Genomic DNA, 20,986 nt, shown 5'->3' on the forward strand with positions numbered 1-20,986 from the left:
GTCCGCCGACGGCCAAGACGTCCGCTGACGGCCGGAGCGTCCGCCGGCCGCCGGTCGACGGTCCATCCGCCCACGGCCGGTCGGCGGCCCGTGCGGCGGCGGTCGGCCGGCGGTCCGTGCGGCGGCGGCCGGCCCACCGCTCGCGCACGGCGGCGAGCCGACACGCGGACGTTCCGTCCCCCGGCGACCGGCCGGCCGAGCGGCCGGCGGTCCGTGCGGGGCGGACGGCCGGCCGGCGGCTACTGCACCACCGGCTTGCCGGTCAGCTCGACGCCCGCCTCCCGCAGCTCCTCGATCGCCCGCTCGGTGGTCTGCTGGGCCACCCCGGCGGTCAGGTCGAGCAGCACCTGCGTGCGGAAGCCCTCCCGCGCCGCGTCCAGCGCGGTCGCCCGGACGCAGTGGTCGGTGGCGATGCCGACGACGTCCACCTCGTCGATCTGCCGCGTCCGCAGCCAGTCGCCCAGCTTCACGCCGTTCTCGTCGGCCCCCTCGAAGCCGCTGTACGCGGCCGCGTAGGCGCCCTTGTCGAAGACGGCGTCGATGGCGCCCGAGGCGACCGCCGGGGCGAAGTTCGGGTGGAAGCCCACGCCCTCGGTGCCCGCCACGCAGTGCGCGGGCCAGGAGTGGACGTAGTCGGGGTTGTCGGCGAAGTGGCCGCCGGGCGCGATGTGGTGGTCGCGGGTGGCCACGACGTGCCGGTAACCGGCGGGGGCCTGCCCGATCAGCTCGGTGATCGCGGCGGCCACGTCGGCACCCCCGGCCACCGCGAGGCTGCCCCCCTCGCAGAAGTCGTTCTGCACGTCTACGACGATCAAGGCGCGGCGCATGGTGGGTGTCCTTCGATGGGGGTCCCCGGCTCTTCCGAGCCCGGGCGAGGGTGAAGTTACGAGCCTAGAGACTTCGGCGGCGGTGCGGGAAGGGGGTGGGACGGGGGAGGGGGTCCCGCGCCGCCCTCCCCCGAAGCTGTCGACAGCCCCTAGTTACCCGAGCCCACGTGGACGTACTCCGTCGGGAGGACGGGTTCTCCGCGCGAGAGCTGGGTGGCGGACAGCGGCAGCCCCGCCCGGACGGCGATGTGGCGGTCGCGGACCGCGTCCAGGGGTTCCCGGGCGACCGTCTCGCCGCCCTTGACCAGCTGGACGAGGAGCTGCCGGTCGGCCAGCTCGGCGGGCACCTCCCCGGTGCCGACGACCTCGGCCTGGGCCACTCCGTGCTCGTCCCGGCGCCGCGCGGCCCACTTGCGGCCGCCGATGGAGGTCTTGCCGCCGGTCGACTTCTTCGCCACCGGCACCAGCGGCGCCGTCGGCCCGGCGGTCTCCGCGCGGGCGACCAGCTTGTAGACCATCGAGGACGTCGGGTGCCCGGAGCCGGTCACCAGCTGGGTGCCGACCCCGTACGCGTCCACGGGCGCGGCGGCCAGCGAGGCGATGGCGTACTCGTCGAGGTCGGAGGTCACCATGATCTTCGTGTCGGTCGCGCCCAGCTCGTCCAGCTGCTGGCGCACCCGGTGGGCGACCAGCAGCAGGTCGCCGGAGTCGATGCGCACCGCGCCCAGCTCGGGCCCGGCGACCTCCACGGCGGTCCGGACGGCCGTCGCGACGTCGTACGTGTCCACCAGCAGGGTCGTGCCGCGGCCCAGCGAGTCCACCTGGGCCCGGAAGGCGTCGCGCTCGGAGTCGTGCAGCAGGGTGAAGGCGTGCGCGGCCGTGCCGACCGTCGGGATGCCGTAGCGGAAGCCGGCCGCCAGGTCGGAGGTGGTGGCGAAGCCGCCGATGTAGGCGGCGCGGGAGGCGGCGACCGCGGCCAGCTCGTGGGTGCGGCGGGCGCCCATCTCGATCAGCGGACGGTCCCCGGCCGCCGAGGACATGCGGGAGGCGGCCGCGGCGATCGCGGAGTCGTGGTTGAGGATCGACAGGATCACCGTCTCCAGGAGCACGCACTCGGCGAAGGAGCCCTCCACCCGCATGATCGGCGAGCCGGGGAAGTACACCTCGCCCTCCGGATAGCCCCAGATGTCACCCGAGAAGCGGTACGTGCCGAGCCAGTCGAGCGTCTCCTCGTCGACGATCCCCCGCTCGCGCAGGAAGCCCAGGACGCCGGCGTCGAAACGGAAGTTCTCGACGGCGTCCAGGACCCGTCCGGTGCCCGCCACCACGCCGTAGCGCCGGCCCTCCGGCAGCCGCCGGGTGAAGACCTCGAACACGCTGCGCCGCCCGGCGGTCCCCGCCTTCAGGGCGGCCTGCAGCATCGTCAACTCGTACTGGTCCGTGAACAACGCCGTCGAAGGGACGTCCACCGGCAACCCAAGGTCCGCAGTGCTCATGGCAAGGATGGTACTCCCTTTTCGTCGGTGTGACGATTTCTGCGCGGCGTGGCAGCATGGTTCGTGTGACGTCACCCGCTCCCCTTGAGATCGAACGCACCGAGTCGGCGGAGGAGGTCTTCGCCGTACCCGAGCCGGACGTCCCCTGGGTCACGATCGTCCACAACGACCCGGTCAACCTCATGAGCTACGTGACGTACGTCTTCCAGACGTACTTCGGCTACCCCAAGGACAAGGCCACCAAGCTCATGCTCGATGTCCACCACAAGGGCCGGGCGGTCGTCTCCAGCGGCAGTCGCGAGGAGATGGAACGCGACGTGCAGGCGATGCACGGCTACGGTCTGTGGGCCACCCTCCAGCAGGACCGGAAGTAGTCACCTCACTGATGCCAGGACACTTCGAACCGCTCCCCGGCGGCGGCGCGGCCGTCGCCCTCGACGACGTCGAGATCTCCATCATCCGGTCACTGGCCGTGCAGCTCCTGGAGCTGATCGGCCCCGGCCCCGCCGAGGACGCCCCCGACGACCCGCTCGCCGAACTGTTCGCCGAGGGCCCGAGCGAACCGCCCGCCGACCCGGTCCTCCGACGGCTGTTCCCCGACGCCTACACCGATCCCGAGGCCACCCCGGACCCCCGGGCGGCGGAGGAACAGCGGGCGCACTCCGCCGAGTTCCGCCGCTACACGGAGAACGACCTGCGGGCCGGCAAGCGCGAGAACGCGCTGGCGGTGGTGCGCTCCCTGGACGCCCTCTCGGTCGAGGAGGAGGGCGCGGCGGTGCTGAAGCTCTCGCCCGAGGGCTCCCGGCAGTGGCTCGGCGCGCTCAACGACCTGCGCCTGGCGATCGGCTCCCGGCTGGAGATCGCCGACGAGGAGGACACCGACCTCCTCTACCGGCTGCCGGACGAGGACCCGCGCAAGCCGATGGTGATGGCCTACCTGTGGCTGGGCGGCCTCCAGGAGACGCTCGTCACCACCCTCCTGCCCTGACACCCGGCGACCGCGCCGCGCGGGGTTCCCGCCGCGCCGCGCGGTGGCGGCCGCGTCCCGCCGTGCCGCGCGGGGGTTCCGGCCGTGCCGGGCGGCGGGCGGGGAGGGCGGTGTGACGGTTCCGTCACACCGCACGGTGATTCCGTCCTGACTTGTGGCGATTCCGTGTTCGCTCAGAGGACGCTCAAATCCGGATAACGATCGCGTCACCGTGACGGCCCCCTTTGACCCTTCTGTGTGCCTTTTGTCCACTTCTTCCTGTGTTGTGCGCCACATGTCGCACAACTGATCAGTGTTGCGGCCGTGATAAATCTTCACGACCGCCCGGCGAACACCACCCGAATGTTCGTCCGGGTGCGCCACCGAGCCGGCGGATCGCCGGCCAGGCACGGGCGGGCCCGCGAGGCCCGTTCAGCTCCAGCAATCCGGGGGGATCGAGACCCGATCCGAGGCCGACGACGGCCCGGGTCGGCATGGAGAAAGGCGCACCACCACATGACCTCCGCTCAGGTCGACACGGACAAGGCCCCGAAAGAGTCGGAAGAGGGATACGAGCGAGGCCTCGGCAGCCGCCAGGTCCAGATGATCGCCATCGGCGGCGCCATCGGCGTCGGCCTGTTCCTGGGAGCCGGGGCGAACATCGCCAAGGCGGGCCCCAGCCTCATCCTCATGTACGCCCTCGCCGGCGTGATCATCTTCTTCATCATGCGGGCGCTCGGCGAGCTCCTGCTCTACCGCCCCGTCTCGGGCTCCTTCGCCGAGTACTCCCGTGAGTTCCTCGGCCCGTTCTTCGGCTACTTCACCGGCTGGACGTACTGGCTGATGTGGGTCGTCACCGGCATGGCCGAGCTGACGGCCGCCGCGATCTACGTCAACTACTGGTTCCCGGCCATCCCCCAGTGGGTGACGGCCCTGGTCTTCCTGGTGATCCTCTTCGGGGTCAACCTGATCTCCGTCAAGCTCTTCGGCGAGCTGGAGTTCTGGTTCTCGATGGTCAAGGTCACCGCGCTCATCGGCATGATCGTCATCGGTCTCGGCGTGCTCACCTTCGGCTTCAGCTCCGCCGGCGACACCGCGGCCGTCTCCAACCTGTGGGCCTTCGACGGCTTCTTCCCCAAGGGCATCGGCTCGTCCCTGATGACCCTGCAGGGCGTCATGTTCGCCTACCTCGCCGTCGAACTGGTCGGCGTCACGGCCGGCGAGTCCGAGGACCCGGAGAAGACCCTCCCCAAGGCGATCAACACCCTGCCCTGGCGCATCGCGCTGTTCTACGTCGGCGCCCTGACCGTCATCCTCTGCGTCGTGAAGTGGACCGAGTTCGCCCCCGGCGTCTCGCCCTTCGTCGCCGCCTTCGCCAAGATCGGCATCCCGGCCGGCGCCGGCATCGTCAACTTCGTCGTGCTGACCGCCGCCCTGTCCTCCTGCAACTCCGGCATGTACTCCACCGGCCGCATGCTGCGGAACCTGGCCGAGAGCGGCGAGGCCCCCAAGGCCTTCACCCGGCTGTCCGCGACCAGGACCCCGGCCTTCGGCATCACCGTCTCGGTCCTCTTCATGGGCATCGGCGTGGTCCTCAACTACATCGTCCCGGAGAAGGCCTTCGGCTACGTCACCTCCGTCGCCACCGCGGCCGGCATCTGGACCTGGCTGATGATCCTGATCAGTCACGTGCTGTACCGCCGCGCGGTCGACGCGGGCCGGCTGCCCGCCTCGTCCTTCCCGGCGCCGGGCGGCGCGGTGTGCTCCTACGTCGCCATCGCGTTCCTGGTCTTCGTCACCGGTCTCATCGCCTACGACGCCGACTCCCGCGTCTGCCTCTACGTGATGGCCGGCTGGGCGGTCGCCCTCGGCATCGGCTGGGCCGTGCTGAAGTCCCGCAACCCCGAGGTCACCCAGCGCCGCGAGCCGGAGCTGGAGAAGGCCGGCTGACCACCGCCGAGGACGTCCGGCCGCAGGGAGCACTCGTGGCGCTCCCTGCGGCCGCCGCTCAGGACGTCCGCGATGTGGGCCCTTCCGTACCGCCCTTCGGTACGGAAGGGCCCCTCTGCTTATCCTGACGGGCATGCTGACCATCACCCAGGACCTCGTCGACAAGATCGTCGCGCACGCGCGCAAGGACCACCCCGACGAGGCGTGTGGCGTCGTCGCGGGCCCGGCCGGTACGGACCGCCCCGAACGCTTCATCCCGATGCTGAACGCCGCCATGTCGCCCACCTTCTACGAGTTCGACTCGGGCGACCTGCTCAAGCTCTACCGCGAGATGGACGACCGCGACGAGGAGCCGGTGGTCATCTACCACTCCCACACCGCGACCGAGGCCTACCCCTCCCGCACCGACATCTCCTACGCCAACGAGCCCGGCGCCCACTACGTCCTCGTGTCGACGGCCGACACCGACGGCGCCGGCGAGTTCCAGTTCCGCTCCTTCCGGATCGTCGAGGGCGAGGTCACCGAGGAGGAGGTCGACATCGTCGAGGCGTACTGATCCCGAGGCGGCTACCGTTTCCCCGAGGTGCACGCACGACTCACCCCCACGGAGACGGTGTTGACGCAACGGACCGGCGCACGGCGCCCCACCCTCGAGGACGTCGCCCGGCAGGCGGGCGTGTCGAGGTCCACGGTCTCGCGGGTGGTCAACGGCGAGGCGCGGGTGAGCGCGGAGGTCGTCCGCACGGTCCGCGAGGTGATCGCCGAGCTGGGGTACGTGCCCAACCAGGCCGCCCGGCAGCTCGTCACCCACCGCACCCACGCCGTCGCGGTCGTGGCGACCCCGCCGGAGGGCCGCCTCTTCCTCGACCCGTTCTTCGACCTCCTGCTGCGGGGCGTGCGCCGGGAGCTCGCCGCGCACGGCGCCCAGGCCGTCCTGCTGTTCCTGGAGGAACCGGACGACCACGCGCGCGTGGCGGACTACCTCGGCGGCGGCCACGTCGACGGCGCCGTGCTGTTCTCCCTGCGCCCCGGCCACCTGCTGCACGAGATGATCGACCGGCTCGACCTCCCCGCCGTCTTCGGCGGCCGCCCCCTGCTGCCCGCCGGCGACACCGTCCACGGCCACACCTACGTCGACGGCGACAACCGCGGCGGGGCCCGCCAGGCCGTCCGGCACCTCGTCTCCCTCGGCCGCCGCCGCATCGCCACCGTCGCCGGACCCCACGACCAGGAGACCTCCGCCGCCGACCGCCTCGCCGGCTACCGGGACGTCCTCCCGGACGGCTCGCCCCTCCTCGTCGAGCGGGCCGACTACAGCCGGCAGGGCGGCGCCGACGCCATGGCCGCGCTGCTGGACCGCTGCCCCGACCTGGACGCCGTCTTCGTCGCCTCCGACTTCATGGCCTCCGGCGCCCTGCAGACCCTGCGCGAGCGCGGGCGCCGGGTGCCCGAGGACGTGGCCGTCGTCGGCTTCGACGACCTGGCGTCCATCGCCGAGACGACCGACCCGCCGCTGACCACCGTCCACCAGGACGTCGAGGAGATGGGCCGCCTCATGGCCCGGCTGCTGTTCCGGCCCGCCCCGCGGACGTCCTCCGTGGTCGTGCCGACCCGGCTGGTGCGGCGGGCGTCCGCCTGAAGGAGGCGGGGGACGGGCGCGGTCTCACTCCCCGGCCCGAATCCGTCCGTCATGTGGGATCACATTCCGGATGCCCGACGGGGAATCGATACGATGAGCCCATGGTTGTGAACGACGTGAGCGGCAGGACGCCGGGCACCCTGCTCGTCGCGCGCCTGCACGTCGACCTGTGCAGGCTCGCCAGCGCCATCTGTTGACGCTGCCCCTGCCGCCGCACGGCACGTGAGCCGCGGCGCGACCCACGACCCCGCACCACCGGCGCTGCCGCGCGCTTACCGACCCGACCACTCCCGACAGGAGCCCTGAGTCATGGCCATCGAGGTCCGCATCCCGACCATCCTCCGCCAGTACACCGACGGTCAGAAGGCGGTGGAGGGCAGCGGCGACACCCTCGCCGACCTGTTCGCCGACCTCGAGACCCGGCACGCGGGCATCCAGGCCCGCATCGTGGACGACGGCCAGCTGCGCCGCTTCGTCAACGTCTACCTGAACGACGAGGACGTCCGCTTCGTCGACGGCATCAACACCAAGCTGACCGACGGCGACACCGTGACGATCCTGCCGGCCGTGGCCGGCGGCATGGCCTGAGCCGATCCCGATGCGCTACGACTCCCCGCTGGCCGCGGTGGGCAACACCCCCCTGGTGCGCCTGCCGCGGCTGTCGCCGTCCGCCGACGTCCGCATCTGGGCCAAGCTGGAGGACCGCAACCCCACCGGATCGGTCAAGGACCGCCCCGCCCTGCACATGATCGAGCAGGCGGAGAAGGACGGCCGCCTGACCCCCGGCTGCACCATCCTGGAGCCCACCAGCGGCAACACGGGCATCTCCCTGGCCATGGCGGCGAAGCTCAAGGGCTACCGCATGGTCTGCGTGATGCCCGAGAACACCTCGCAGGAGCGCCGGGACCTGCTCGGCATGTGGGGCGCGGAGATCATCTCCTCCCCGGCCGCGGGCGGCTCCAACACCGCGGTGCGCGTCGCCAAGGAGCTGGCCGCCGAGCACCCCGACTGGGTGATGCTGTACCAGTACGGCAACCCGGACAACGCCGGCGCCCACTACGCGACGACGGGCCCGGAGATCCTCGCCGACCTCCCCTCCGTCACGCACTTCGTCGCGGGCCTCGGCACCACCGGCACCCTCATGGGCGTCGGCCGCTACCTGCGCGAACACAAGCCGGACGTCAGGATCGTCGCCGCCGAGCCGCGCTACGACGACCTCGTGTACGGCCTGCGCAACCTCGACGAGGGCTTCGTCCCCGAGCTGTACGACGCCTCCGTCCTCACCACCCGCTTCTCGGTCGGCTCGGCGGACGCGGTCACCCGCACCCGCGAGCTGCTCCAGCAGGAGGGCATCTTCGCCGGCGTCTCCACGGGCGCCGCGCTGCACGCCGCGATCGGCGTCGGCAACAAGGCCGTGAAGGCGGGCGAGAGCGCCGACATCGTGTTCGTCGTGGCCGACGGCGGCTGGAAGTACCTCTCCACCGGCGTCTACACCGCGGCCACCACCGAGGAGGCCATCGAGACGCTCCAGGGCCAGCTCTGGGCCTGAGCCGCGTCGGGCCTCACGTCGCCAGGTGACGGACCTGGTCCCACAGGACCGGGTCCACCACACCCACCCGGCGCCGGAAGTCGCCCACCCGGACCTGGCGCAGCTCGTCCGTCTCCAGGAAGCTCGGACGTCCCCGCGCGTCCCCGACGGCGCCCGGCGGCAGCGGGATCACCCCGGACCGCTCGTCGCGGTACTTGCTGGTGATCTTCGCGACCGTCACCCGGTCGCCGCGCACCACCAGCACCAGACACGGCCGGTCCTTGGCGCCGGGACCGTCCTCGTAGGGCACGGTCGCCCACCAGATCTCCGCCGGCTGCGGCCGCCCCGCCCGCACCCGGCCGCGCACCGGCCGCCCCGGCGGCCGTGACGTCCGCCCCTGTGGCCGTGACGTCCGCCGGGGCGGACGCCGGCCGCGTCCCCAGCCGTCCACGAGCGTGGCGACGAGCGCGAGCAGCACCACCGCCGCGAGCGCCAGCCACCAGGACGTGTCCATGGGGACGACGTTACCGGCGCGCGCCGGACAGTGCGCGCCCTCTCACGCTTCTCACACGCCCCGCCTCCAGCCGAACCGGTGACAGCACAGGTGAGTTCGCCCACAACGGCCCCTGGCGGAGGAGCGACCCGACGTTTCGCGCCTTACGCTCGACGAACCGCACGACCCCCGTCGCCCCCCTGTCACGACCGTTCGTCTCCCGACCCTTCCCGGTACTTCTCGGCTTCCCGCCCACGGAGGTTTCTGCTTTATGAAGCTCACCGTCGTCGGCTGCTCGGGGTCGTTCCCGTCCGCGGAATCGGCCTGCTCGAGCTACCTCGTCGAGGCCGACGGCTTCCGGCTGCTCCTCGACATGGGCAACGGCGCCCTGGGCGAGCTGCAGCGCCACTGCGGTCTCTACGACCTCGACGCGATCTTCCTGAGCCACCTGCACGCCGACCACTGCATCGACATGTGCGCGTACTTCGTGGCGCGCTACTACCGGCACGAGGGCGGACGCTGCGACCCCATCCCGGTCTACGGACCGGAGGGCACCGAGCACCGCCTCACCACGGCCTACGCGGACACCCCCTCCGCCTCCTCCATGAGCGAGGTCTTCGACTTCCACACGGTCAAGCCCTCCACCTTCGACATCGGCCCCTTCACCGTCCACACGGAACGCGTGGCCCACCCGGTGGAGGCGTACGGCATCCGCGTCGAGCACGGCGGGAGGTCGCTGGCCTACTCCGGGGACACGGGTGTCAGCGCGGCCCTCGACGAACTCGCCCGCGACACCGACCTGTTCCTGTGCGAGGCCGCCTTCACGCACGGCAAGGAGAGCATCCCCGACCTGCACCTCAACGGCCGCGAGGCGGGCGAGACGGCGGCCCGGGCGAACGCCCGCCGGCTGGTCCTCACCCACATCCCCCCGTGGACCGACCCGCAGGTCAACCTCGCGGACGCGCAGGCGGTGTTCGACGGGCCGGTGGAACTGGCGATCCCGAGGGTGTCCTACCTGATCTGACGTCCCGTCACGTCGAAGGCCCCCGGAGCGGTCCAGGCTCCGGGGGCCTCGAGCGTGCCGCACGGGCGGCCTACGCCTTGGTGAGGTCCTCGACCTCCTCCTCGGGCTCGCGGCCCGGGGTGGCGATGTCGAACCTGATGATGGCGAAGCGGAACGTGAAGTAGTAGATCGCCGCGAAGACCAGGCCGACCGGAATGATCATCCAGGGCTTGGTGGCCAGGTTCCAGTTGAGGAAGTAGTCGATCGCGCCGGCCGAGAAGCTGAAGCCGTGGTGGACGCCCAGGGCCCAGGTGACGGCCATGGACACGGCGGTCAGCACCGCGTGGATGACGTAGAGCACCGGCGCGATGAACATGAACGCGAACTCGATCGGCTCGGTGATGCCGGTGACGAACGAGGTCAGGGCGAGCGAGACCATCATGCCGCCGACGGCCTTGCGGCGCTCCGGGCGTGCGGTGTGCGTGATGGCGAGGGCGGCGGCCGGCAGGGCGAACATCATGATGGGGAAGAAGCCCGTCATGAACTGCCCGGCGGTCGGGTCGCCGTGGAAGAAGCGCGGCAGGTCGCCGTGCCAGACGGCACCGGACGCGTCCTTGAAGGAGCCGATCTCCTGCCAGGCCACCGTGTTGACGAACTGGTGCATGCCCACCGGGAGCAGCGCGCGGTTGATCGCGCCGAAGATGCCCGCGCCGACCGCGCCGAGGCCGGTCATCCACTCGCCGAAATGGGTGATGACGTCACCGATCGGCTCCCAGACCAGGCCGAAGAAGACGCCGACGGCGGTGCCGATGAAGGCCATCAGGATCGGGACCAGCCGGCGGCCGTTGAAGAAGCCCAGCCAGTCGGGGAGCTTGGTGCGGTGGAAGCGCTGCCAGGTGACCGCGGCTATCAGGCCCATGATGATGCCGCCGAAGACCTTGGGGTCGTTGTACGTGGCGGCGACGTCCGCGCCCTTGGTGACCTTCGCCTCCGTGATCGGGAAGGCGGTCAGGACGTTCTTGTAGACGAGGAAGCCCACCAGCGCGGCCAGCGCGGTCGAACCGTCGGCCTTCTTGGCGAAGCCGATGGCGATACCGACGCAGAACAGCAGCGGCAGGTTCGCGAAGACCGCGTCGCCGGCCGTGGCGAACACGTCGGCGACCTTGCCCCAGCCCAGTCCGTCCTTGCCGAACACGTCGGGCTGCCCGAGACGCAGCAGGATGCCCGCCGCCGGCAGCACGGCGATGGGCAGCTGCAGGCTGCGACCGACCTTCTGCAGGCCCTGGAACAGGCCGGATCCCCACTTCTTCGTGGGGGCCGCCGTTGGCGCGGTGGCGGTGCTCATAGACTTCCTCCGTCGTGGTGGTCTACACCACCCAGTGGTGTAGACCATGTTCTAGCACGATGAAGGCGATATAAGGAACCCGTCAGAACTGCAACCGGAGCACTACGCTCAGCACCTTTTTCCGATCTTCCGACGCCCCGCCCGAAGCCCCTCCTCAGGCCTTGGTGACGTCCTCGTGCTGCTCCTCCGGCTCCCGCCCCGGCGTCTTCAGATCGAACCGGGTGATCGCGAAACGGAAGACCGCGTAATAGACGAGGGCGAAACACGATCCGATCGGAACGATCGCCCACGGCCTGGTCGCCAGGTTCCAGTTGATGACGTAGTCGATCAGACCGGCGGAGAAACTGAAACCGTCGTGCACCCCCAGCCCCCAGGTCACCGCCATCGACACCCCCGTCAACAACGCGTGCACCACGTACAGCAACGGCGCCACGAACAGGAACGAGTACTCGAGGGGCTCCGTGATGCCGGTGACGAACGACGTCAGCGCCACCGACAGCATCAGGCCGCCGACCTCCTTGCGGCGGGCGGGCCGCGCGCAGTGCGTCATGGCCAGGGCCGCCGCCGGCAGCGCGAACATCATGATCGGGAAGAAACCCGAGGTGAACTGGCCCGCGTCCGGATCACCCGCCAGGAACATGTTGATGTCGCCGTGCACCACCTGACCGTCCGGCTTGGTGAAACTCCCGAACTGGAACCAGATGGGCACGTTCAGGAACTGGTGCAGCCCGACCACCAGCAGCGCGCGGTTGGCGACCCCGAAGACCCCCGACCCCCAGGCGCCCGCGTCGCTCAGCCAGTCGCTGAAACTCTCCAGCGCCCCGCCGATCGGCGGCCACACCCACAGGCACAGCGCCGCGAAGACGATGGCCACGAACGCCATGATGATCGGCACCAGCCGCCGCCCGTTGAAGAAGCCCAGCCAGTCGACCAGCCGCGTGCGGTGGAAGCGCTGCCAGAAGTACGCCGCCAGCAACCCCATCACGATCCCGCCGAACACCCCCGGATTCTGGAACGTGAACGACATGACCGTCTGCTCCTCCGTCACCAGACAGCCGACGTTCGGGACGGTCTTCGACCCCTCGGGACAGTCCTCCGGGAACTGGCGCAGCACGTTGTAGTAGACGAGGAACCCCGCCACCGCCGCCAGCGCCGTCGAACCGTCCGCCTTCTTCGCCGTGCCGATGGCCACACCCACGCAGAACAACAGGGGCAGCCCCAGCGAACCGTCCAGCAGGGCGCCGCCCGCGCCCGCCATCACCCGCGAGACGTCCGTCCAGCCCAGACCGTCCTCCCCGAACACGTCCGGCTGGCCGAGGCGGTTGAGGATCCCGGCGGCCGGCAGCACGGCGATCGGCAACTGCAGACTGCGGCCCATCTTCTGCAGCCCCTGGAACAACGCGTTCCAGCGGGCACGCGCGGGACCGACCGCGGCGTCGGCACTTCCGGCACTCATGGTTTGGCGACCGCCTGTCAGGTGGTGTAGACCAGCTACGGACGATTTCGGCGCTGTGAGGTCATCCTTCGGCACATCCGGCGCGATCGCTCGCACAGATGGGCCGACTGTGGATCACCACGGCACGGCGGTTCGCATCACGGAACGCAGGGAGACGGAACATGGCCAGCAAACTTTCCGGCAAGGCCGAGAAGATCGTCGCCGGACTCGGCGGCATCGACAACATCGAAGAGATCGAAGGCTGCATCACCCGCCTGCGCACCGAGGTCTCCGACCCCGCGCTGGTCGACGAGGCAGCCCTCAAGGCCGCCGGCGCCCACGGCGTCGTCAAGATGGGCACCGCCATCCAGGTCGTCATCGGCACCGACGCCGACCCCATCGCCGCCGAGATCGAGGACATGATGTGAGCGCCTGAGCCCACCCCGCACTCACCCGAAGGGGCTCCTTCCCCCCGCGGAAGCAGCCCCTTCCCGCGGGCCACTAGGCTCGACGCCATGTCTCGAATCGACGGCCGCACCCCCGAACAGCTCCGCCCGGTCACCCTCGAACGCGGCTGGAGCAAGCACGCCGAAGGCTCCGTCCTCGTCTCCTTCGGCGACACCAAGGTCTTCTGCACCGCCTCCGTCACCGAAGGCGTCCCCCGCTGGCGCAAGGGCAGCGGCGAAGGCTGGGTCACCGCGGAGTACTCCATGCTGCCCCGCGCCACCAACACCCGCGGCGACCGCGAGTCCGTCAAGGGCAGGATCGGCGGCCGCACCCACGAGATCTCCCGCCTCATCGGCCGCTCCCTGCGCGCCGTCATCGACTACAAGGCACTCGGCGAGAACACCATCGTCCTCGACTGCGACGTCCTCCAGGCCGACGGCGGCACCCGCACCGCCGCCATCACCGGCGCCTACGTCGCCCTCGCCGATGCCGTCGCCTGGGCCCAGCGCAAGAAGCTGATCAAGGCCGGCCGCCAGCCCCTGACCGGCACCGTCTCCGCCGTCTCCGTCGGCATCGTCGGCGGAACCCCCCTCCTCGACCTCTGCTACGAGGAGGACGTCCGCGCCGAGACCGACATGAACGTCGTCTGCACCGGCGACGGCCGCTTCGTCGAGGTCCAGGGCACCGCCGAGGCCCAGCCCTTCGCCCGCGCGGAACTCGACGCCCTCCTCGACCTCGCCGTCTCCGGCTGCGCGGAACTCGCTGTCCTGCAGCGCACGGCCCTTGATACCGTCCTCGAAAAGTAAAGGACATGCCAAGACGGGCGGCCGGGAGGGGCAACCGGGCCGCCCGCCCCCGCGTCCCTACGGGTACGCCGGTACACGGGGGCGACACGGGGGCCCTCGGGGCTGAACAAGGGGAGGACCATCACCATGGCCGAGAGCCGACGCCGTCGACACCGCATCGCCGCCACCGCCGCAGCGCTCGCGGCCTTCGGCCTGACCGCCGGACTCACCACCGGCTGCGACGCCGTCGACAAGGCGCTGGACTGCGTCCAGACCGCCGACGCCATCGCCGACAGCGTCACCGAACTCCAGCAGGCCGTGGAGAGCGCCTCCGACGACCCGGCCCAGCTCGAGGAATCCCTCGACTCCATCGACAAGAACCTCGACAAGATCGGCGACAAGACCGACAACGCCGATGTCGAGAAGGCCGTCGACGACCTCGCCGCCGCCGTCGGCACCATCCGCACCGCCGTGAAGAACGGCGACGAGACCCCCGACCTCAGCCCCGTCACCGACGCGGCCGGCGAACTCACGAAGGTCTGCACCCCCTGACGGACGACGGGCGCCGGCCCCGCGATACTGGGCCCATGACCCGCCTGATCCTCGCCACCCGCAACACCGGAAAGATCACCGAACTCAGGTCGATCCTCGCCGACGCAGGCCTGCCCCACGACCTCGTCGGCGCGGACGCCTACCCCGACGTCCCCGACGTCAAGGAAACCGGCGTCACCTTCGCCGAGAACGCCCTGCTCAAGGCCCACGCCCTCGCTCAGGCCACCGGTCTGCCCGCCGTCGCCGACGACTCCGGCCTCTGCGTCGACGTCCTCGGCGGCGCCCCCGGCATCTTCTCCGCCCGCTGGTCCGGCCGCCACGGCGACGACAAGGCCAACCTGGACCTGCTGCTGGCCCAGCTCTCCGACATCTCCGAGGAGCACCGGGGGGCCTACTTCGCCTGCGCGGCCGCCCTCGCCCTCCCCGACGGCACGGAACGCGTCGTCGAGGGCCGCCTCACCGGCGTCCTGCGCCACACCCCCGCCGGCACCAACGGCTTCGGCTACGACCCGATCCTCGAGCCCGACGGAGAAACCCGCACCTGCGCGGAGCTCACCCCGGCCGAGAAGAACGCGATCAGCCACCGCGGCAAGGCGTTCCGGGAACTGGTACCGGTGGTGCGGGAGCTGCTGGCCTAGGTCTGCCGGAAAACGGTCTGCGAGTCGAACCTTCGATTCGCAGACCGTTCGGAGTGCGGCCGGAGGGACTCGAACCCTCACGGGAGTTACCCCACTGGGACCTAAACCCAGCGTGACTGCCAGTTCCACCACGGCCGCTCAAAAACGGTCATCATGCTCGACCGGCGGCACTCAGTGTACGGGGCTGTCGGCTCACCCGGCGAGGGGGACTCTGCTTTTCCGGCGGCACCACGTCTCTGTCAACGCATGGCAGTTGGGGCACAGATATCGCAGGTTCTCCCGGCGGTTGTCCCGCCAGTTCCCGTTGACATGGTCGATCTGCAAGGTGATGGGGCGCCCTCGCCACTCACCGGCATTGCCGCACTCCGCACACGCGTACTGCACCCCGATCTCGGTGAGAGCCTGGTGAAGCCGGCTCCTGTTGGTCCGTCCGGCTCGCTCGGGCAGGACCACCAGCACTCGATGCGCGGTGGGTGCAGGCGCAGGGCGCTCCGGCCGCCCCCAGGACCGGCGCTTGAAGTGGCTGGTGTCGAGGCTGAGGCGGGATGCGGCGCGTCGTACGCGTCGGTGATTGGTGTCGTTGACCTCCATGCCGAGACCGCGCATGACGTCGGCATAACTGGAGGAAGTCCGTACCAGGCTCCTCAACTCGTCCTCGGGAATCGTCGCCCGTCGGTGAGAGAAGTGGCTGATGTCGATGTGGTGGGCCGCCAGCATGCGGCTCAGCGTCGCCCGGGACCGGCCGTCATCGGGAACGCCCAGCGCGCGTGCCACCCCGCGCACACTCGTGGCTGCGACTGCGGCCGCGCGGAGTTCTTCCGGGGTGAGGGGCAGGAACAGCTCGGGGCGATCAATGCCGGGGAAATGACTGATGTCGATGCCGGCCGCCTGGATGCGGCGTCGGATGTGCGAGAGAGTCCCCGTGGCTGGAACGGCGTCCAGCTTCAGGGCCACTTCCCGCAGCGAGGACGATGAGGCGGCAGCTTCCGAGATGGCGGCATCGGGGTACTTGTGCCACGGGCTGCGCCGGGCGAAGTGACGCGTGTCAAGCCCGTGGCGGGTGACGTGCTCCTGTAGCACCCGCCGTTGGCCGCCACTCGGCTTCAGGCCGAGCCGCCGCATCAGATCGGCCCAGTTGCGCGCCTCGGCGACCTCCGGCGCGAGCCGGTCCCTGCTGTATGCGTCCGGTCGTTTCGATCCGCTCTGCATGCCCCCGTCCCCTCCATCTCCGACCACCCGTTCGTCGTCTCGTACGGAGTAACGAACCGTTTATCGGACGGTCACGCCCGGAAGGGGAAGCGGCCCGCGTCGGGGTCGTCCCGCGCGGGCCGCTCGGCGACAGCAGAAGCGGGTCCTCAGATGCCCAGGTCCTTGATGATCTTCGCCACGTGGCCGGTCGCGCGGACGTTGTAGAGGGCTCGTTCGACCTTGCCCTGCTCGTCGACGACGATCGTGGAGCGGATGACGCCGAGGTAGGTCTTGCCGTAGTTCTTCTTCTCGCCGAAGGCGCCGTAGGCGTCGAGGACCTTCTTGTCGGGGTCGGCCAGCAGGGTGACCTTCAGGGACTCCTTGTCGCGGAACGTGCCCAGTTTCTCGGGGCTGTCGGGGGAGATGCCGATGACGTCGTACCCGGCGCCGGCCAGCAGTTCGAGGTTGTCGGTGAAGTCGCAGGCCTGCTTCGTGCAGCCGGGGGTCAGGGCGGCCGGGTAGAAGTAGACGATGACCTTGCGGCCCTGGTGGTCCGACAGGGAGACCTCGTTGCCGTCGGCGTCGGGGAGGGTGAAGTCGGGGGCCACGTCACCGGGCTGGAGTCGCTCGCTCATCGGACCAGCGTAACCGGGGGTACCGGGATACGGGGGTCCTGGCCGTGCGGGTGCGGGGGGAGCTGACAGACTGTCCAGAACAAGTAGGAAACGTCGGCTCACTTCGGAGGCCCCACCGTGGCGGACACGTCGGACACCAGAACCCCGGCGCAGATCGAGGCGGACATCAGGCGCCGCCGTGAAGTGCTGGCCGAGACGCTCGACGAGATCGGGATGCGGGTGCACCCCAAGACGATCGTCGGGGACGCCAAGGCCAAGGTCGTCGCCAACGTCGACCACACGCTCGGGAGGGCCTATGTGCAGGTCAACCGGGTCGTGACCGATGTGCGGGCGCGGTTCGTGGACGAGGAGGGCGCGCCGCGGCTGGAACGGGTCGTGCCGGTCGCCCTCGTCGTCGTGGGGGTGGTGGGGCTGCTCGCCCTGGGCACCCGGCGTCGTAGGGGCTGACCCGGGGGAGGCCCCGTCCGGCCGAGGCAGGTAGGTTCGAAGCGTGAGCGGTAAGAGAGACGAGCGCAGCAGTCAGCACGACAAGCTGCCCATCCGGATGCTGCACGACCGTGTTCTCGTGCGGCAGGACGCGAGTGAGGGCGAGCGGCGTTCCGGGGGCGGGATCCTGATCCCCGCCACGGCGGCCGTGGGCCGCCGGCTGGCGTGGGCCGAGGTCGTCGCGGTGGGGCAGAACGTACGGACCGTGGAGCCGGGCGACCGGGTCCTGTTCGATCCGGAGGACCGGGCCGAGGTGGAGGTGCAGGGCATCGCGTACGTGCTGATGCGTGAGCGCGACCTGCACGCGGTGGCCGCGGACCGGTTCGAGGGGTCGGAGGATTCGACCGGGCTGTACCTGTAGGCGTACCGGTGGACCCGCGGTCCGCGGGCGGCCGGAGGGGCCGGTGACCATGGTCACCGGCCCCTTTCGCGCTTCTTTGCTAGCGTGGGGGTGAGCCCGACGAGACGCGCCGTACCGGGATGAGCAGGCAAAGACGACGCACCCCAGTGAGGAAGTCCGTTTTCCCGGAGGTGCTCGTCATGGCGTGGGTTCTGCTCGTCGTCGCCGGTCTGCTGGAGGTCGGCTGGTCGGTCGGGATGAAGTACACGGACGGGTTCACCCGTCTCGTGCCGAGCGTGCTCACCGGTGCGGGCATCGTCGCGAGCATGGTGCTGTTGTCGTACGCCGCCCGCACGCTGCCGATCGGTACCGCCTACGGCGTGTGGGTGGGGATCGGGGCGGCCGGGGCGGCGGTGTTCGGCATGGTGGTGCTGGGGGAGCCGGCGACCGCCGCCCGGATCTTCTTCGTGTGTCTGCTGCTGGTGGCCGTGGTGGGGCTGAAGGCGACCTCGGGTCACTGATCCAGGGGGCGGCGGGCCGCGAGCTGCGGGAACGTGCCGCCCGGTGTTCCGATGCCGCCGCCGTCGCCGGTGCCGCCGTCCGTGGTCGTGCCGCCGTCGGTGGTCTCGCCCGTCGTCCCGCCGCCGTCGGCGCCGCCGTCGGTGGCGGTGCCGCCGTCCGTCGGGGTTCCCGTGGTGCCGCCGTCGTTGCCGCCGCCGGTGGTGGTGCCGCCGGTGGTCGAGCCGCCGCCGGTCTGGCCCTGCGTCCCGCTCGGGGTGCGGGTGTCCGGGCCGCCGGGGGTGGCCTTGTCCTCGTCGGCGTCCTCGGTGGGCTGCTTCTGCGAGGGCTCGGCGGACGGGTAGGCGGTCTCCTCGGAGCCTTCCTGGAGCTGGAGGTTGAAGTCGCTGGCCGGGGTGCCCTTCAGGGCCGCCTTGGTGAACTGCGCCCAGATCTTGGTGGGTGCTCCGCCGCCGTTGATGCGGTCCAGGCCCATCACGCCGTACAGCGACTTGTGGTGGGCGGTGACGGGGTCCTGGCCCATCACGGCGACGACCGTGGCGAGGTCGGGGGTGTAGCCGGCGAACCAGGCGGCGGTGTCCTCCTCGGCGGTGCCGGTCTTGCCGGCGGCGGGGCGGCCGATGGACAGGGCCTCGGTGGCGGTGCCGTTCTGGACGACGCTCTGCAGGACCTTCGTGGTGGTGTCGGCGGCTTCGCGGCTGACGACCTGCGAGGACTTCCTCTCGGGCAGTTCGACGACGTCCGAGCCGTCCTTGGTGATCTTGTCGATCATGGTGTAGGTGCCGTGCTTGCCGTGGTTGGCGAGGGTCGCGTACGCCTCGGCCATGTCCAGGACGCTGGCGGTGGCGACGCCGAGCGCGATCGAGGGGTACGGCTGGAGTTCGGGGGTGCCGGTGGGCAGGCCGAGGTCGATCGCGGTCTGCTTGACCTTGGCGGGGCCGACGTCGACGGCCATCTGCGCGAACACGGAGTTCACCGACTTGTCGGTGGCCTCGCGCACGGTGATGTCGCCGTAGGAGACGTCGTCCTCGTTGGCCGGGTCGTAGGCGCTGCTCCAGCCCCGCACCGGGCGCTTGTTGGTGCCGTCGTAGATCGTGTTGGGGGTGATCCTGCGGCCGTCCTGGGTCTCGGAGCCGTTCTCGACGGCCGCGGTGAAGACGAACGGCTTGAAGGTGGAGCCGACCTGGAAGTCCCGGCGGGTGGCGTTGTTCGTGTACTGCTTGACGTAGTCGATGCCGCCGTACATGGCGAGGACCTTGCCGGTCTTGGGGTCGACGGCGGCGCCGCCCGCGCGGACGTAGCTGTCGACCTTGCGGTCCTTGTCGAGCTTGTCCATCAGCTGGTCGTCGACGGCGTCGACGAAGGCGTCCTGCTTCTTCTTCTCGAGGGTGGTGGTGATGCGGTAGCCGCCGGCGTCGAGCTGGCTCTCGTCGAGGATCTTGTTGTGGGTCAGGTAGTCCCTGATGGCGCGGACGATGTAGCCGCGCTGGCCCGACATGCTGATGTCGGTGCCGGTGGTCTCCCTGGGGGTGGGGAACTTCAGGCCGGACCGTTCGGACTCGCTGAGCCAGTCCTTGGTGACCATGCCGTCGAGGACGTAGTTCCAGCGGGCCTCGGCGGCCTTCGCGTTCTCGGGGTGGGCGATCACGTCGTACTCGCTGGGCGCGTTGACCAGCGCGGCGAGGTAGGCGCCCTGGGCGGGGGTGAGTTCGGCGGCGTCGACGCCGTAGTAGGCCTTGGCGGCGGCCTGGATGCCGTACGCGTTGCGGCCGAAGTAGCTGGTGTTGAGGTAGCCCTCGAGGATGTCGTCCTTGGACGTCTCGCGGTCCAGCTTGATCGCGATGAAGAACTCCTTCACCTTGCGGGTGACGGTCTGTTCCTGGGCGAGGTAGTAGTTCTTGACGTACTGCTGGGTGATGGTCGAGCCGGACTGCCTGCCCTTGCCGGTGGCGGTGTTCCATCCGGCGCGGAGCATCGCCTTGGGGTCGATGGCGGACTCGGTGTAGAAGTCGCGGTCCTCGGCGGCCAGTACGGCGTGCTGGGCGGCCTCGGAGATCTGGGCGAGGTCGACGTTCTCCCGGTTGACCTGGCCGTCGCGGGCGATCTCGGTGCCGTCGGCGTAGAGGTAGACGTTGCTCTGCTTGGTGGCGAGCGCGTTGGCCGAGGGGATCTCGACCATGGAGTAGCCGAGGTAGAGGAGGCCGACGAGGAGCAGCGCTCCGAGGGCGAAGGTGGCGAGCACGGTCCGCCAGGTGGGCAGGATCCGGCGCCAGCCGGTGCGTTTGGGGCGTTTGGTGCGCTCGGGCGCGGTGCCGTCCGCGGGAGAGGCCGTCTCCGCGTCCGCGGGTGCGGCCGCCTTCGCGTCCGTGGGTGCGGCCGCCTTCGCGTCCGTGGGAGAGGCCGTCTCCGCGTCCGTGGGAGAGGCCGTCTCCGCGTCCGCGGGTGCGGCCGCCTCGGCGTTCGTGGGTGCCGCCCGGCCCTCGCCCGGCTGCTTCGGCTGCGGCTCGTCGCTCATGTGCTGCTTGGACTCCTGTGTCGCGTCGTACGTTCCCGTACGCCTCGTACGCCTGTTGCGCCCCTTGGTGAAGACTCTCGCACCGGGCGTTCCGTTCCCGGCAATCGGCGCGTGTTGTGTCACGTCGTCGTGTGCCCGGAAATGGCGTGGCACGCGGTCGCCGCGGCGCACTAGGCTCCTGCGCTTCGGTGTCCGCGA

General features: G+C 70.5%; 24 protein-coding genes, 1 tRNA gene and 1 riboswitch. Of the genes, 16 read left to right on the forward strand and 9 right to left on the reverse strand.

Annotated elements, in window-relative coordinates:
* Nucleotides 1-239 precede the first annotated feature (239 nt).
* Together ACH4F6_RS06745 and ACH4F6_RS06750 are read right to left on the reverse strand one after the other, a co-directional pair.
* Nucleotides 240-827, reverse strand: a complete 588-nt coding sequence (locus ACH4F6_RS06745) for an isochorismatase family protein (RefSeq protein ID WP_397958824.1) — start codon at nucleotides 825-827, stop codon at nucleotides 240-242.
* 149 nt (nucleotides 828-976) lie between these two features.
* On the reverse strand, nucleotides 977-2,323 hold the full coding sequence (locus tag ACH4F6_RS06750) for a nicotinate phosphoribosyltransferase (protein ID WP_397958825.1): 1,347 nt from the start codon (nucleotides 2,321-2,323) through the stop codon (nucleotides 977-979).
* Between the two features lie 56 nt (nucleotides 2,324-2,379).
* Here ACH4F6_RS06750 and clpS point away from each other — a divergent pair, with 56 nt between their 5' ends.
* From clpS to ACH4F6_RS06790, 8 genes are all read left to right on the forward strand, one after another.
* Entirely contained in the window at nucleotides 2,380-2,697 is a 318-nt protein-coding gene (gene clpS / locus ACH4F6_RS06755; protein ID WP_397958826.1) for an ATP-dependent Clp protease adapter ClpS, read from the forward strand.
* A gap of 11 nt (nucleotides 2,698-2,708) precedes the next feature.
* Entirely contained in the window at nucleotides 2,709-3,311 is a 603-nt protein-coding gene (locus ACH4F6_RS06760; protein WP_397958827.1) for a DUF2017 domain-containing protein, read from the forward strand.
* A 495-nt stretch (nucleotides 3,312-3,806) separates the two neighbouring features.
* Nucleotides 3,807-5,240 carry an amino acid permease gene (locus tag ACH4F6_RS06765; protein WP_397958828.1) on the forward strand — a complete coding sequence of 478 codons (1,434 nt, stop codon included), beginning with the start codon at nucleotides 3,807-3,809 and terminating at the stop codon, nucleotides 5,238-5,240.
* A 133-nt stretch (nucleotides 5,241-5,373) separates the two neighbouring features.
* On the forward strand, nucleotides 5,374-5,796 hold the full coding sequence (locus ACH4F6_RS06770) for a Mov34/MPN/PAD-1 family protein (RefSeq protein ID WP_397958829.1): 423 nt from the start codon (nucleotides 5,374-5,376) through the stop codon (nucleotides 5,794-5,796).
* A gap of 60 nt (nucleotides 5,797-5,856) precedes the next feature.
* Entirely contained in the window at nucleotides 5,857-6,879 is a 1,023-nt protein-coding gene (locus ACH4F6_RS06775; protein ID WP_397958830.1) for a LacI family DNA-binding transcriptional regulator, read from the forward strand.
* Nucleotides 6,880-6,980: 101 nt separating this feature from the next.
* On the forward strand, nucleotides 6,981-7,076 hold the full coding sequence (locus ACH4F6_RS06780) for a putative leader peptide (protein WP_397958831.1): 96 nt from the start codon (nucleotides 6,981-6,983) through the stop codon (nucleotides 7,074-7,076).
* A 112-nt stretch (nucleotides 7,077-7,188) separates the two neighbouring features.
* A complete protein-coding gene (locus ACH4F6_RS06785) occupies nucleotides 7,189-7,467 on the forward strand; it encodes a MoaD/ThiS family protein (RefSeq protein ID WP_397958832.1) in 279 nt (92 codons plus the stop codon).
* Between the two features lie 10 nt (nucleotides 7,468-7,477).
* Entirely contained in the window at nucleotides 7,478-8,428 is a 951-nt protein-coding gene (locus tag ACH4F6_RS06790; RefSeq protein WP_397958833.1) for a PLP-dependent cysteine synthase family protein, read from the forward strand.
* Between the two features lie 13 nt (nucleotides 8,429-8,441).
* Here ACH4F6_RS06790 and ACH4F6_RS06795 read toward each other — a convergent pair whose 3' ends face one another.
* Nucleotides 8,442-8,921, reverse strand: coding sequence for a type II toxin-antitoxin system PemK/MazF family toxin (locus tag ACH4F6_RS06795; protein ID WP_397958834.1), 480 nt, complete (start codon nucleotides 8,919-8,921; stop codon nucleotides 8,442-8,444).
* A 250-nt stretch (nucleotides 8,922-9,171) separates the two neighbouring features.
* Here ACH4F6_RS06795 and ACH4F6_RS06800 point away from each other — a divergent pair, with 250 nt between their 5' ends.
* Nucleotides 9,172-9,924: an MBL fold metallo-hydrolase gene (locus ACH4F6_RS06800; RefSeq protein WP_397958835.1), complete on the forward strand. Its 753-nt coding sequence runs from the start codon at nucleotides 9,172-9,174 to the stop codon at nucleotides 9,922-9,924.
* Between the two features lie 70 nt (nucleotides 9,925-9,994).
* Here the strand turns inward: ACH4F6_RS06800 and ACH4F6_RS06805 are convergent, their stop codons facing one another.
* Both ACH4F6_RS06805 and ACH4F6_RS06810 read right to left on the reverse strand, forming a co-directional pair.
* On the reverse strand, nucleotides 9,995-11,248 hold the full coding sequence (locus ACH4F6_RS06805) for a PTS transporter subunit EIIC (protein WP_397958836.1): 1,254 nt from the start codon (nucleotides 11,246-11,248) through the stop codon (nucleotides 9,995-9,997).
* A gap of 154 nt (nucleotides 11,249-11,402) precedes the next feature.
* On the reverse strand, nucleotides 11,403-12,704 hold the full coding sequence (locus ACH4F6_RS06810; protein WP_397958837.1) for a PTS transporter subunit EIIC: 1,302 nt from the start codon (nucleotides 12,702-12,704) through the stop codon (nucleotides 11,403-11,405).
* A 161-nt stretch (nucleotides 12,705-12,865) separates the two neighbouring features.
* Between ACH4F6_RS06810 and ACH4F6_RS06815 the strand changes: the two genes are divergently transcribed.
* The 4 genes from ACH4F6_RS06815 to rdgB all read left to right on the forward strand — a co-directional run bounded on the left by ACH4F6_RS06815 (nucleotide 12,866) and on the right by rdgB (nucleotide 15,105).
* Nucleotides 12,866-13,111 (forward strand): glucose PTS transporter subunit EIIB, encoded by a 246-nt coding sequence (locus ACH4F6_RS06815; protein WP_397958838.1) that lies wholly within the window; start codon nucleotides 12,866-12,868, stop codon nucleotides 13,109-13,111.
* 87 nt (nucleotides 13,112-13,198) lie between these two features.
* Complete coding sequence (rph, locus tag ACH4F6_RS06820) at nucleotides 13,199-13,936, forward strand: ribonuclease PH (protein ID WP_397958839.1); 738 nt, start codon at nucleotides 13,199-13,201, stop codon at nucleotides 13,934-13,936.
* Between the two features lie 126 nt (nucleotides 13,937-14,062).
* Nucleotides 14,063-14,467, forward strand: coding sequence for a hypothetical protein (locus ACH4F6_RS06825; protein WP_397958840.1), 405 nt, complete (start codon nucleotides 14,063-14,065; stop codon nucleotides 14,465-14,467).
* A gap of 35 nt (nucleotides 14,468-14,502) precedes the next feature.
* Nucleotides 14,503-15,105 (forward strand): RdgB/HAM1 family non-canonical purine NTP pyrophosphatase, encoded by a 603-nt coding sequence (gene rdgB, locus ACH4F6_RS06830; RefSeq protein WP_397958841.1) that lies wholly within the window; start codon nucleotides 14,503-14,505, stop codon nucleotides 15,103-15,105.
* A gap of 54 nt (nucleotides 15,106-15,159) precedes the next feature.
* Here the strand turns inward: rdgB and ACH4F6_RS06835 are convergent.
* The 3 genes from ACH4F6_RS06835 to bcp form a co-directional block, all read right to left on the reverse strand.
* Nucleotides 15,160-15,243, reverse strand: a tRNA-Leu gene (locus ACH4F6_RS06835).
* A 54-nt stretch (nucleotides 15,244-15,297) separates the two neighbouring features.
* Nucleotides 15,298-16,314, reverse strand: coding sequence for an HNH endonuclease (locus tag ACH4F6_RS06840; RefSeq protein WP_397958842.1), 1,017 nt, complete (start codon nucleotides 16,312-16,314; stop codon nucleotides 15,298-15,300).
* 146 nt (nucleotides 16,315-16,460) lie between these two features.
* Nucleotides 16,461-16,928, reverse strand: coding sequence for a thioredoxin-dependent thiol peroxidase (gene bcp / locus ACH4F6_RS06845; RefSeq protein WP_397958843.1), 468 nt, complete (start codon nucleotides 16,926-16,928; stop codon nucleotides 16,461-16,463).
* A gap of 117 nt (nucleotides 16,929-17,045) precedes the next feature.
* On the opposite strand from bcp, the gene ACH4F6_RS06850 reads away from it, so the two are divergent.
* The 3 genes from ACH4F6_RS06850 to sugE all read left to right on the forward strand — a co-directional run bounded on the left by ACH4F6_RS06850 (nucleotide 17,046) and on the right by sugE (nucleotide 18,275).
* Nucleotides 17,046-17,375, forward strand: coding sequence for a DUF3618 domain-containing protein (locus tag ACH4F6_RS06850; protein WP_397958844.1), 330 nt, complete (start codon nucleotides 17,046-17,048; stop codon nucleotides 17,373-17,375).
* A gap of 43 nt (nucleotides 17,376-17,418) precedes the next feature.
* Nucleotides 17,419-17,775, forward strand: coding sequence for a GroES family chaperonin (locus ACH4F6_RS06855; RefSeq protein ID WP_397958845.1), 357 nt, complete (start codon nucleotides 17,419-17,421; stop codon nucleotides 17,773-17,775).
* A 65-nt stretch (nucleotides 17,776-17,840) separates the two neighbouring features.
* Nucleotides 17,841-17,918: riboswitch (guanidine-III (ykkC-III) riboswitch) on the forward strand.
* A gap of 36 nt (nucleotides 17,919-17,954) precedes the next feature.
* The gene (sugE, locus tag ACH4F6_RS06860; protein ID WP_397958846.1) at nucleotides 17,955-18,275 is read left to right on the forward strand and encodes a quaternary ammonium compound efflux SMR transporter SugE; all 321 of its coding nucleotides are present in this window, start codon (nucleotides 17,955-17,957) and stop codon (nucleotides 18,273-18,275) included.
* Here sugE and ACH4F6_RS06865 read toward each other — a convergent pair.
* Nucleotides 18,269-20,788, reverse strand: coding sequence for a transglycosylase domain-containing protein (locus ACH4F6_RS06865; RefSeq protein ID WP_397958847.1), 2,520 nt, complete (start codon nucleotides 20,786-20,788; stop codon nucleotides 18,269-18,271). The two genes, sugE and ACH4F6_RS06865, sit on opposite strands and share 7 nt — an antisense overlap.
* Between the last annotated feature and the right edge of the window lie 198 nt (nucleotides 20,789-20,986).

This window comes from Streptomyces sp. NPDC017936 (assembly GCF_044328485.1).
Classification (GTDB): domain Bacteria; phylum Actinomycetota; class Actinomycetes; order Streptomycetales; family Streptomycetaceae; genus Streptomyces.